The sequence below is a fragment of the Asaia sp. As-1742 genome, from assembly GCF_011753235.1.
GTDB lineage: Bacteria > Pseudomonadota > Alphaproteobacteria > Acetobacterales > Acetobacteraceae > Asaia > Asaia bogorensis_B.
Window position 1 is genome coordinate 348,796 of sequence record NZ_VWWA01000002.1, and the last position, 11,468, is coordinate 360,263.

Genomic DNA, 11,468 nt, shown 5'->3' on the forward strand with positions numbered 1-11,468 from the left:
CCTGTTTAGGCCTCAACGTTATCTGAGCTGTCAGAACTCTGGGTCGTGCTCGAGGCTGTCTTGCCACTGAAGTTGGTGATGTTCGACAATGGGATCGTGGCACCTCCCATCTGAATCTCAAGATCGGAGCTTCCTTTCGTCACACCTGTCACAATACCCGTTACGGTAAAGGGCACGTCGGATGTGGTGCCGGTAGAGTCGATCGTTTTTACCGCGACACTGTAAGCGCCGTCCGCCAGTTTGTTACCCGAATTGTCAGTCCCATCCCATGTCCATTTGTTGGTGCCCGAAACAGCGGACCCTGTATCGGTCTTGACAATTTTTCCAGATGAATCGCTAACGGCGATGGCCACGTTCTGGCCCTGAGTTGCACTGAAACTGAGCGATGCTGCACCGCTCTGAAGGGGCAACGTGGTCGATTTCGCCGTAGCTGTCTGTCCCACCCACTGGCTGCCCGAACCGAGCTGGCTGCTCTCGTTGAGCGAGATAAGGGATGACAGATTGGTGTTGGTTTGCACCTGCTGCTCCACACCGGCGAACTGAACGAGTTCAGAGGTGAACGAGTCAGAACTCATGGGGCTGCTGGGATCCTGATGCTGCAACTGGGTCGTTAGCAACGTCAGAAATGTTGTATAGTTATTCGCAAGGGACGAGAGACCCAAGGCAGCGCTCGAACTCGATGAGGTGCTCGATGACGAAGAGTTGGCCGAAGCTTTTGCGGTGGCCTCAGCGGCCTGAAGCAATGCACTTTCGTTGCTGATCGACGAGGTTGCCAATGTTGTTGCCCTTGTGAAAAAAGTCGAAGCGTTGAATGTCTGTCATCAAGCCGTGATGTTGACGCGGCCATTGGTTGCTAGGGCGGATTCTGAAGCCCGCAATGTAACGCCAGTATCACCTATGTTATCGGGTTCGGACGTCCCGAGTCTACTCTCTTGCTGTCTGTATCCGGGGTTGGAATTCTGACCACCGCCAGCAAAGTTTTGCCCTTGCATCAACAGGTTCATGCCATTCTGAGCATGATGGTCGTGGGTCTGCGCATTGGACCCGCCAGACATGGATGAGACGATGTCGATTCTGATCGAAGTCGTATCAATTCCAGCAGAATGCAGGGAGGCAATAAGATCGTGTCTGGTTTTGCTCAGGCTTTCCGCAGTGGAATCGTCATCGCTCTGAAGGATGATGCGTGTCGCTATCCCATTTTGCCCCTCGAGGCTTAGTTGAATCGGACTCGTATCAGTTGTCTGCAACGTCATAGTCAGTGTCGTCGTCGAGCTGGACGCAGTCTGTGTCTGGTCACCTTGATTCGTCGTGGTGTCCCATGTCGCTCTTTCCACAGGACTTGAGGTTTTTTGCTGCCCGTCCTCTCTTTGGCCGCTGAGCACCATCGATCCAAAATCGTTGTGTAAGCCCCCGATGGCATCAGCAAGTTGCGCGACCAGCAAAGGCGTCGCTGCCTTTGCCTCAGAGTGATCCTCGGGCGGGTTATCTCCTTTCGACGATGCTCTCTCGCCTTCTGTTCTGCCTGTCGCACCGCCTAACGCTACGACGCCGGACCAGTCACTTTCATAGTCCGGTTCATCTGCTGCGCCAGATTGCGGGGGCGTGACGCTTGCGGCAGGTTTGCCTGCGCTGTCGGAAAGAGATCCGAAATGCGCCTGTCTTTCGCTTTGCTGTACGGTCGCTTGATTGATGATCGGAGAAGTGGGCGTGTTGCTTTGGCTATTGTCTGGCAAGGTCGTGACTACCCAGCCTTGAGCGAGGGTACCATCCGTCAGATGTGACGAACCTCCGCCAGTACCAGAGATAACAGCAGCGGACTGTATCGCTGTATGGACATTTATGGAGGATGGCAGGGGCGTATCGGATCGCGCTGGCGAGGTTGTCACGGTCACCTCTGCGAGGTGGCCTTCAGCTGGGGCAATTCCTGCGCCTGACGTGATCTGCCCTGTTTGCATACCCCCCATGGAGGTGCCTGATATCACATTGCTGATCGCAAGACTGGCTTGTCCAGGCAGGTTACCTGGACTTGGCTTGCCACTCTGAGCCACTTCGGAGGCATTATAGGACAGAGTCTCGGCGCGCCTGACCGGGCTGCTCGCTTTGGTTCCGGGCAAGGAGACGATCTCGTCAGCTGTTACGCCACGAGAAAGGAATCCGGGTGCCTGAAACTGCCCAAGGGTTGTCTGATCGCTCGTGATGGAGGTTGGACTAGCGAGGCCAAAGGCAGCCTCAAAGAGAGGTGCTGAACCCTGTGTGGTCGCCGCCGACGTGATCCCACTTGTCTGGGTCATTACTGCTGCCGGATTGAATACGGCGGACGTGTTGATGGTTGGCTGTAATGACAATCTCCCGTCGTCCCGCCCGGTGCTGACAGAAGCGCCTGACGAGGAGGCAGGCGCGACATAGGCCTCAATCGCTGGAGTTGATAATCCTTGCAGGCTAGTCAGGGCGCTGCGGCCAAATGTTGTGTCAGGCGTCATCGGCAGCTGCGTTGCGTCGCCAACGAACGGATTTGGGAGCGGGGGGGCGCCGGCGGAGACTGGTTGAGCAAGGGCCGAGGCAGTATCCGATTGTCCCGACAACGCCGAGCTGTGCCGCTGGAGGGAGATATCGGCATTTTGCAGGATTGCTGACCCACTTGGTGCCTGTACCGAAGAGAAGGGCGCTGCGTGTGAGAGAATATCGAATCCATACGACGACGAGCCGTTGGCGAATGTGCGTATGTCGCTCCGCCCGGACGTTGATGCAGAACCCAGATCAGAGGGGGCGAGGACCTGGCTTGAGGCTAAAAAATAGCCCCCTTGCATCACTGCGACCGATGATTGGCTGCTCACGGCTTCATTGCTGATCGAGCCTTCATCCTCTCTCCCGGAGCTGGTGCGTTGCCCTCTGCTCGAGAGTGTCGGGAGTATGTCGGGTGGGGCATTGGCCAGAGACGTTGAACCGCTCGACCCCGCCTCCACGGCCAGTGAGGCACCGCTGACGACATCTGACCATTTGTCAGTTGGAGGCGTCAGGTCACCCGAAACAGCTTTCTGTGGTTGAGTTGCCGACGAAAGTTGACTGCGAAATGACTGGGGGGACGGCAGGGGGGCACCCGACACTGCGGCGCCCGAAGTGAGTTGTGGGGCGTTGCCGGGCAGGTTTGACCGCGATACCTCATCACTCGCCACAGATCGGCCCTGTCTCTCTCTCACTCTCATATTGACCACTCCGTCATCTCGCAGGTCAGGAGTGTCATGAAGCAACTCCCTGAGACTCGGTCAGAGCGACATCGAGTTCGAAAAAGCTCGGCATGGCAGCCGGTGGAATTTCTTTTCGTCCGATTTCGGCGCTAACCTGCGGGGGATTGCCCTGGAGATGGGCAACCAGGACCGTCTTGATGATGCCTTGATAACGGCCATCCTGCACAATCACCGCCTTGATTCTTGAGGCGAGAGGGGCCACCACCCCGTAGGACAGCAGAACGCCCAGAAATGTCCCGACGAGTGCCCCGGAAATCATCTCGCCCAGAATGGCAGGAGGTTTGCTGATTGAGGCCATGGTTTTAATCACGCCAAGCACAGCGGCGACGATACCCAGCGCAGGCAGGGCATCTGCAATACTCGTCAGACACTCTGAAATATGCAGTTTCTCGGCCTGATTTTTGCGAAGCTCGCGGGCCATGACGTCGTCAAGCTGGTAGGCGTCCTCGAGATTGAGACTCACCAGGCGTAGATAATCGCAAATAAGATCGCGGGTTTCCGTATCGTCACGGACCTTTGGAGAGAGCGCGAAGATACCACTATCTTGCGGATTTTCTACGTGCTCCTCGAGTGCCATTGCCCCTTTGGCTTGAGCGAGACGGGTCAGGCGAAAAAGAACAACGAGAAGATCCACATAGGCGGCCTTGTCATATTGCGGCCCTTTGAGCGCAAGCTTGAAGTTGTGCGGCAGTTCTTTCAGGGCACCTATGGAATTCGACATGACAAAAATGCCAAGCGCCGAACCAAGAATTGTAATCAGTTCAAAGGGCATGGATGCGAGCAGTGGCCCCATCACACCGCCTGAAGCAGCGAACGAGCCGAAAACACACAGAAGGGAAAAGACAAGCCCCCCGATAAAAAGCATTTTTGAATTCCGTTTCTTATTCGAGGCTGAATGTTGAAAGGTATCTGATGTGATGTCGGAGGATGCTAAGGGTTTGGAGAAGAGGCACTGTGCCCAGCCTGTGGCATGATCTTAGGCGAACCGGGACTATTATCCACGGGTTTTTCGTGCTCGCCTGTCAGAGTGCCTGATCCGGCCTCCACCTGATTTATATCGGGATGCAAGCGATGCATGATGATAACGACCCGGCGGTTCGCTGCGGCTGACGGTACTGCCGGGTCGGCAAGTTCCCGATCTGCGCCACCTGATACGTCCAGGATCTTGGGGTCGGGATATCCCGACTTGACGAGAATTTCGCGTGACTGATCGGCTCTCAAGGCGGACAAGGTCCAGTTGGACATTCCTCCTGCAACCTTGCCCTTGAAAGGGGCTGCATCCGTATACCCGACGATTGAGATACGCTCCGGCATCGGCGCGAGCCATTTTGCTATCTCGCCTAGCATGGCGCGTGCGGCTTTGTTTGGTGCAGAGGCTCCAAGCTCGAACATTGGCACATTTTCGGTGTCGTGAAGCTCAATCCTGATTTCATCCCGACCATATGAGATCGCCACATTGTCGAGATGATCGCTGGTATCTTTGCCTGCTTTGAGCGCCTGTTCCAGATTGCGTGTCATATCATGCAGGTTGGCCTGCTCGGCTCTCGATGCCTCGGACCCGACAGGGCCCGGTTTGTCATGACGCGAGCCTGCTTCCGGGCCCCCTATGGGAACGATTGCCGCCTGGGCCGGCAGCGATTCATGCTCGGATTGATGATGGGAGGCCGGAACTGCCTCGATAGGGGACGAAGCGCCATGCCCTTCATAGGGAACGGGCACCGGCCCCGCCGTATCCATATTCTCATTGTCTTCGAGACGATCAAAACTGCTCCCGCCCATCATAGGAGCGGGGGGAGTATCAACGATTTTTTCTGGCGGAATTGCCGATTTTTCATCAGCCAGCGGGTTGAAGTACTGGGCAATCCCCCGGCGCTGCTCGTCGGTCGTTGCATTCAGGAGCCACATGACGAGAAAAAACGCCATCATGGCCGTCATGAAATCCGCGTAGGCGATTTTCCATGCACCACCATGATGGGGCTCGTGTCCATCCTCATCTTGGCGACGGATGATGACGGAGGGGCGATTTTTTCTGGCCATCTGCGCTCAGGGGTCCCGTTATCGTCCTTTCAGATGTAACATGCCCAGGCGGGACGCGGGTGTACCTTCAAACGAGGCGCGTCCAGCATGGTTGAGAGCGATCGACGTATCCAGCCAGACCTCGCCACCCAGATCGCGCCAACGCTTGCAGAATGTGAAATCTTCGCTGAGATAGGTGCCGGTCTCCTGATCGATGCTGCCATCGAACAGGGCGTGACACATGCTTCCGTCTCCTGAACCCGCCGCATCTATGCGCCGGTAGGCGGTCTCCGGATAGTGTTTGATCATCGCTGTAATCACCTTGCGGCTGATCATCATGAATCCGGTGCCCGCGTAATGGGTCCGGAATAACGGCCCCTTGTCCCACGAGGAATGCATCGCATCCGTCTCACCGACGTAGCGTAGCGAGGCTGTTTCAAGCTTTTCACCGCGGTTCAGATTTTCCTGGGTTCCCTTGTCCCAGAAGCGCTCCTTGATAGGGTACATCCCGGCAACGATATCCTTGTCGGCAGCAAGCAGTCGGGCGGGCGCCTCTGCGGGAAACCCGATATCTGCATCTACAAAAAGAAGATGCGTTGCATCCGAGCGTGTATAGAACTGATGAACGAGCGTGTTGCGCGCGCGGCTCACCATGGCATCGTCGCCCAGGAGGGACAAGGTCATGGGAATACGAATGATGCTTGTGCAGGCGATAATCGATTCCATATATTCCTGCGTGACAAGCCCGCCAAAGCAGGGCGTCGCAATGAATATCTTGGCGTTCTGTATCTCTTCCATAACATTCCTGATCGCTATTGGAATATGAGGTCTCCACCTGACTGGCGGAGTGAAATGACGAGGTTTACGAATGTTAAAAAACGCAAACTCCCGGGCGTTCAAAGCGACGTATCAAAGACATTCGCCTATGAATTAGCGCTTACGCAACGATAACTCGTCGAGTACGGCTTGCTCACGGCGTGTGTGAGAATCATTACGCTCTTTTTCCAAACGCCGAAAGACCGTTTCTGTAGCCTTATGTCTGACTGCCGTCTCCAGAGCGAAAAGTCGCGCAGTGTCTGTCGCGGCAGAAGCGTTATGATATTCTTCTCTGGCGTACGCGATTTTTTCAAGGCCAGACGGAAACCAGACGCGAAACGTCTCCATGGTCACGTTTCCCGCCGTTGCAATGCGACGTTCCTCGGCAAGTACGTCTGTCGCATAAGTCAGGCTCGCGGATTTCCCATCCTGCAGCTGCTGCGCAGCAATCAGTTGCGTTTGCGCATCAAGTCTCTCGCGTTCCCGTATTTTGGCCAAAGTGGCGAGGCAGCGCAGGCGATGGGTCATTGTGGTCCGCCATAGGCAGCAACCAGATTATTGAGGGCAAGAAAACTGTCGGACAGGGCTCTGACTTCCATGCGTTCCTGCTGGAGTAGAGAATCGATCTCCGGTGCGAGCCTGATGGCCCGGTCCGACTTGGCATCACTGCCCTCACGATAGGCACCAAGCTGAACGATATCCCTGATATCCTCCCACACTGCCAGTGTCGCGCGTGCCTCACGCGTCAGGGCATTCTCTTCACGGGTGTTGCATCCTGACGCCGTGCGGGAAAGGGAGCGCAGCACGTTTATAGCCGGATAACGTCCGGCCTCCGCTATGCGTCGATCCATTATCACATGCCCGTCCAGAATGCCGCGAACCGCATCTGCAACCGGCTCATTATGGTCGTCTCCTTCGACAAGGACCGAATAGATGGCGGTTATTTGTCCCGCACGCCCATCTGGCGTTGAAAGCCCCGGACCTGCCCGCTCAAGGAGTCTGGGCAATTCGGCGAAAACGCTTGGAGGATAGCCTCGTGTTGCGGGGGGCTCACCGCCAGAGAGGCCAATTTCCCGCAAGGCGTGGCAAAAACGTGTGACGCTGTCCATCAGAAGCAGCACTGATTTTCCCTGATCGCGGAAATACTCGGCGATCGTCGTGGCGGTATAAGCGGCTTCCCGTCTCATTAATGGGGGAGAATCGGACGTGGCAACGACGACTACGGCCTTCGACAACCCTTCTTCGCCCAGATCATCCTCAAGGAATTCTCTTACCTCTCGCCCTCGCTCCCCAACGAGAGCGATTACGGCAATATCGCAAGCGCTGTTGCGCGTAAGCATTCCCATAAGCGTGGACTTGCCTACGCCGGAACCCGCAAAAAGTCCGAGCCGCTGTCCCTGGCGACATGTAGCAAACAGGTCCAATGCTGAAACACCCAGGCTCATCCGGGGGCCGAGGCGTGCGCGAGATGCTGCATCTGGCGGCGACGCCCGCAGGTTGCACGATAGGCCAGTTGGGGAAAGGGGCGCTTTCCCATCGATGGGCTTGCCCATGGGGTCGATCACGCGACCAACAAAATGATCATTGACCACGAGATTTGCGCCGGAACGTTTCTGACGTTCACCCGATGGCAGAAGCGGAAAAAGGGCGCGACAACCGGCCCCAATGCCATCAAGGGCACCGAATGGCATCGCAATGGCCGTCTCGTCACGAAAGCCGACAATCTCGGCATCGATTTCACGTCCATCCAGGGCTGCGAGCGTGACCCGATCACCTACGCCAGTAAAGCCCGTCATACCGGTTAATGCGACGGAAAGGCCCGTAACTGCAGTGACCTTTCCTTCTAGGCATGCAACAGGAAGGTCGTGCAAAGGCGTTCTGACGGCCTGTGCAAGGGCACCAAGCTCTTGTGTGAGCCGGGAAAGTGTCAAGTCTTCATCAAGGCGCATCTGATCGGTCAAAACAGACCAGAATAAATGCTGGATGAAGAAGAACTGTCATCATCGCCGAACAAGGCGAGTATGCCTGATTTCGAGTCGTCACCACCAAACAGATCGAGCATGTCTGCAGGCTTGTCCGCTGGCTGCGGAGTGATCTGGAGAAGGGTCAGATATTGCTCGGCGTATTTCTGGATCTGATCGGGAGTCTTGAGTTTCGAGAAGTCTACCTTTTTCGTAAGCATGCGCACTTGCTGATCGTAGCTCAGCGCACCAAACGTCGAGGGATCGTAGCCTGATACGGTCTCGACCACCTGAAGCAACTTGGTATCGGACATGATCTGGCTGAGCGAGGTGACGCTGGCCATCTTGCGCGTAAAATACAGAGCGTTGCCTACGCCGTTATCCGTGTTGGCGTCGTTCGATTCATATTGCTGTTTCTGATAGTTCGAAACGATCTGATCGATCGACACACCGTCAACCGTACTGGAGACCTTACTGTCGCTCTTGAGCACCGATTGGCTGGCCTCGGAACTCTGTGACAGATTGGGTGGTTGGAGAGCGACGCTGTACTGCACTCCGTTGACCGTTGCCTGCAGCGAGGGGATGTCATGGGTGTACTGCCCATTGACCTGAAGCACGTTGCCGGAGCCATCGAAGCCCACTGACACCACGGTGCTATTGACGGTAGAACCATAAGGATCGACGACGTAGGCACTCCAGGTGCTCGGATCGCTGCTGCTTTGCGCCCATTTGACCGACAGATACGTCCGACCGAGCGTGACATTGTTCGTATCGTCAGACGCCTGGTTCGGATTGAAAGGGGCCGTGATATAGGTCTGTCCGGTGCCGGAAAGCGACCCGATTGTCGCGGAGGGCATTGAGAGCGAGGTGCTGGAAGAGTCGACGTTCTGCAACAGCACCGACTGGGTTGGGCTGGTAGCCTGGTAGCTGTTGCCAGCCATGATCACGCCTGAACTGCCCCCGAGCGTGCCCAGCGAGATTGATATTGCCTGACCCTTTTCATTCGCGTCGTTAAGCGTGATGGGCAGCTCGACCGCCTGTCCGGCTGCACCCGAGGCAATAGTCGCTCCGGTAGTCGTATTGGTCGCGGAAGCAAGCGTACCATCACTGTTAAATGTCACCTGAAACGCATTGCTCGCGACCGATGCATTGCCCTCGGCATCAAAGGCAGAGACACTCCAGCTCAAAGGGTTCGTCTTGCTTTGTGTCCACTGAAGCGCGATCTTGTGAGCCCCGGAAACATCGTCATACGCATCGACGGCGGGCGAAACATATGTCTGGCCAGAGGCCCCTGCAGAGGGGAGGGTTGCGCTCATCGTTATAGAACTGGTCGGCGTATAGGTTGTGCTGAGCGCCGTTGAACCGCTACCAGCGATGAACGCTGTGTCGCTAGAGCTACCCTTGTTCTGCCCCCAGACCTTGAACGCGTCGGCGAAGGCAAGCCATGTCGCGTTTTGAGACGTCTTGGCGAGAGATTTACTGGAGCTGGGGTCCTGGGTCAGCAGGTCCTTAATGAGTGCTGTCGCATTGGCGTAGCTCCCCATCCCAAACGCCCCGAGTACGACCTGAAGAGAGGAATAATCTTTCAGGAGGGCATCAGCAGAGGTTATCGCAGGCGCTTTTTTTTCAAAGGCAGCGACTGCCTGCTTCGTTGCAATATCGCTCTTGGCGTAATTCGATGCGGCCAGGTCCTCGTCCTTGAGGGCTGAAAGGTAGCTGGCAACCGGTGATATGTTTGTTATGGCCATACACGTCTCCCGGGGTTCCTCCGCTCTTGCGCGATCCTAACGGGAGAAAATTACGAAGAGGTTTCCAGATGAGCCTTTCCCGCGATCATTCTCCCCGGGCGCCCTGCCCCTCCCGCCGGGGGAGGGGACGTTCCTTCTGATGCCGAATTGCGCTCGATATCACTGAAGGCAAAGTGTGATACGAGTTCTGCAAGAGAGTCTGCTGTTGACACGAGGCTCTTCACTGCCTCTGCGCTTTCCTCGGCCGCGCCTGCATTCTGCATGGTCGTCTGCTCAAGGTCGCTCATTGCCACATTGAGTTCGCCGATGCTTTGGGACTGTCTCTGCGCAGATGACGCGATGACTGTGACGGCGCTGCTGATTTCCCGAACCTGATCCATCACCTTTTGTAGCGCCAGTCCGGCCTCTCGCACTTTCGTAACGCCGAGACGCACATGGGCATCCGATTGAGCGATCAGCCGTCCTATAGCCTCTGCTGCCTCCCGAGAGCGCTGTGAGAGAGCCCGGACCTCTTCGGCCACCACGGCAAAGCCGCGACCGACATCACCGGCGCGCGCGGCTTCCACGCTCGCATTCAAGGCAAGGAGGTTGGTCTGGAATGCAATCTCGTTCATGATGGTGATGATGCCACCGATCTCCTGTGAGGAAGACTCAATGGCAGTCATCGCGGCAATCGTATCGGTCCTGATGATGTCGGCATGTTCTGCCTCACGCTGGGCCACGAGAACCATCTCTTCGGTTTTGCGCGTCTCGATAGCGGTCTGCTTCACACTGCCGGCTATCTGGCCAAGCGCTGCGGACATCTCCTCCCCAGCCGCGGCCTGTTGTTCGGTACGGCTGGAAAGCTGATCGGCGCCGTGACCGATATCGGTGGCATTTGTTCCAATATGCACGGCCTCGTTGCTGATATGGTGTATCGTCTTCTGGAGCGTGACCGCAGCCTGATTGAAGTGCAGACGAAGAGCGTCCAATCGCTCCGGGACTGCCCCATCTTCAATCCTGAGGGTCAGATCACCATTCGCCAGGGCGCTCAGGGCCTGACCGAGAATCTCAACCGTTGCCTGATCTTCTTGCGCACGCTGCGTCTGCTCCTCCTGTAGGCGGAGACGGGCCTGGTCCATGCCATCGAGGTAAGCCGATATTGTAAGATCGATCTCAATGAGGACAGCCTTGGTCAGACTTTCGATGCGTCCAGCCATGTCATTCACATTGTGTGAAGACAGCTTTTTCAGAATGCCCCGGGGCTGATCATCGCAGATGATTTCGTGCATCAGAGCAACAAGGATCCGGCCATATGCACCGATGTAAAAGCTGGGTTCCAGCCCGATACGGGCATGAGTTGTCCCTATCTTTGTGACATGTGCAACGTAATCCTCGTCAAACCGCGCCTTGGCTATACGTTGCCAGTGGGCGAGTTGCGCCTCTTTAGCACGCTCCATATGGGCGTTATCAGTAAAGAATGCACGTGAGCGCGGTGTTTCACGGATCTTCCGGTAGAGGCCGTCAAGTACTCCCGGAAGTTCCCGTTCTATGAGACTGGCCATCGAGCGCAACGAGGCAAGATCACTCTGTCCCATACCAATGAAATCCTGCCTGCGTGCCAGATCAGAGAGTAGGGTTTCAGTCATGTTGCAGCTTCTCGCTTGTTCGTTGGTACCCGACGGTGCGGTGCGCCCTCTATT

Annotated in this window: 9 protein-coding genes; all 9 read right to left on the reverse strand. The window is 56.3% G+C overall.

The features are described from left to right. Nucleotides 1-5: 5 nt before the first annotated feature. The 9 genes from F3J08_RS04265 to F3J08_RS04305 all read right to left on the reverse strand — a co-directional run bounded on the left by F3J08_RS04265 (nucleotide 6) and on the right by F3J08_RS04305 (nucleotide 11,414). Nucleotides 6-776, reverse strand: coding sequence for a flagellar hook capping FlgD N-terminal domain-containing protein (locus tag F3J08_RS04265; RefSeq protein WP_166928552.1), 771 nt, complete (start codon nucleotides 774-776; stop codon nucleotides 6-8). 45 nt (nucleotides 777-821) lie between these two features. Continuing rightward, on the reverse strand, nucleotides 822-2,480 hold the full coding sequence (locus F3J08_RS04270; RefSeq protein ID WP_166928553.1) for a hypothetical protein: 1,659 nt from the start codon (nucleotides 2,478-2,480) through the stop codon (nucleotides 822-824). Nucleotides 2,481-3,237: 757 nt separating this feature from the next. Further along, complete coding sequence (motA, locus tag F3J08_RS04275; protein ID WP_023980041.1) at nucleotides 3,238-4,110, reverse strand: flagellar motor stator protein MotA; 873 nt, start codon at nucleotides 4,108-4,110, stop codon at nucleotides 3,238-3,240. Nucleotides 4,111-4,175: 65 nt separating this feature from the next. Further along, a complete protein-coding gene (locus tag F3J08_RS04280; RefSeq protein WP_166928554.1) occupies nucleotides 4,176-5,282 on the reverse strand; it encodes a flagellar motor protein MotB in 1,107 nt (368 codons plus the stop codon). Between the two features lie 18 nt (nucleotides 5,283-5,300). Next, on the reverse strand, nucleotides 5,301-6,059 hold the full coding sequence (locus F3J08_RS04285) for a hypothetical protein (RefSeq protein WP_062165219.1): 759 nt from the start codon (nucleotides 6,057-6,059) through the stop codon (nucleotides 5,301-5,303). 132 nt (nucleotides 6,060-6,191) lie between these two features. Then, complete coding sequence (locus F3J08_RS04290) at nucleotides 6,192-6,605, reverse strand: hypothetical protein (RefSeq protein ID WP_166928555.1); 414 nt, start codon at nucleotides 6,603-6,605, stop codon at nucleotides 6,192-6,194. Next, a complete protein-coding gene (gene fliI / locus F3J08_RS04295) occupies nucleotides 6,602-8,026 on the reverse strand; it encodes a flagellar protein export ATPase FliI (protein ID WP_166928556.1) in 1,425 nt (474 codons plus the stop codon). Before fliI ends, F3J08_RS04290 begins: the two co-directional genes overlap by 4 nt. An 8-nt stretch (nucleotides 8,027-8,034) precedes the next feature. Beyond that, complete coding sequence (locus tag F3J08_RS04300) at nucleotides 8,035-9,786, reverse strand: DUF1217 domain-containing protein (protein ID WP_166928557.1); 1,752 nt, start codon at nucleotides 9,784-9,786, stop codon at nucleotides 8,035-8,037. A gap of 50 nt (nucleotides 9,787-9,836) precedes the next feature. Continuing rightward, nucleotides 9,837-11,414: a globin-coupled sensor protein gene (locus F3J08_RS04305; RefSeq protein WP_166928558.1), complete on the reverse strand. Its 1,578-nt coding sequence runs from the start codon at nucleotides 11,412-11,414 to the stop codon at nucleotides 9,837-9,839. Between the last annotated feature and the right edge of the window lie 54 nt (nucleotides 11,415-11,468).

Coding starts and splice junctions, on each gene's coding strand:
- F3J08_RS04285 (WP_062165219.1), bottom strand. CDS start 6,059: ATGGAAGAGATACAGAACGCCAAGATATTCATTGCGACGCCCTGCTTT.
- F3J08_RS04290 (WP_166928555.1), bottom strand. CDS start 6,605: ATGACCCATCGCCTGCGCTGCCTCGCCACTTTGGCCAAAATACGGGAA.
- F3J08_RS04300 (WP_166928557.1), bottom strand. CDS start 9,786: ATGGCCATAACAAACATATCACCGGTTGCCAGCTACCTTTCAGCCCTC.
- F3J08_RS04305 (WP_166928558.1), bottom strand. CDS start 11,414: ATGACTGAAACCCTACTCTCTGATCTGGCACGCAGGCAGGATTTCATT.
- F3J08_RS04270 (WP_166928553.1), bottom strand. CDS start 2,480: ATGACGCCTGACACAACATTTGGCCGCAGCGCCCTGACTAGCCTGCAA.
- fliI (WP_166928556.1), bottom strand. CDS start 8,026: ATGCGCCTTGATGAAGACTTGACACTTTCCCGGCTCACACAAGAGCTT.
- F3J08_RS04280 (WP_166928554.1), bottom strand. CDS start 5,282: ATGGCCAGAAAAAATCGCCCCTCCGTCATCATCCGTCGCCAAGATGAG.
- motA (WP_023980041.1), bottom strand. CDS start 4,110: ATGCTTTTTATCGGGGGGCTTGTCTTTTCCCTTCTGTGTGTTTTCGGC.